This window comes from Psychromonas arctica, assembly GCF_038155225.1.
Taxonomy (GTDB): Bacteria; Pseudomonadota; Gammaproteobacteria; order Enterobacterales; family Psychromonadaceae; genus Psychromonas; species Psychromonas arctica_B.
Genome location: NZ_JBAKBA010000201.1, coordinates 1 through 233 on the forward strand (window position 1 = coordinate 1; position 233 = coordinate 233).

Genomic DNA, 233 nt, shown 5'->3' on the forward strand with positions numbered 1-233 from the left:
CGTAATCACCGGCGATTAAGCCTTTAAAGCCAGCTAATGTGTCTTTAAGTTGTACGTAAATGCCTGCGTCACCTGTAAATACTTCAGCTACCTGGTAAGGCTGAGTTAAGAACTTCTCAACTTTACGTGCACGAGATACGATTTGCATATCTTCTTCAGAAAGCTCATCCATACCTAGTATAGCTATGATGTCTTTCAGCTCTTTATAACGTTGTAACATACCTTCTACGCCA

Annotated in this window: 1 pseudogene; it reads right to left on the minus strand. The window is 40.8% G+C overall.

From position 1 onward, the window contains the following. A pseudogene (locus tag V6255_RS18290) lies at positions 1-233 on the minus strand (F0F1 ATP synthase subunit beta); the annotation flags it as partial.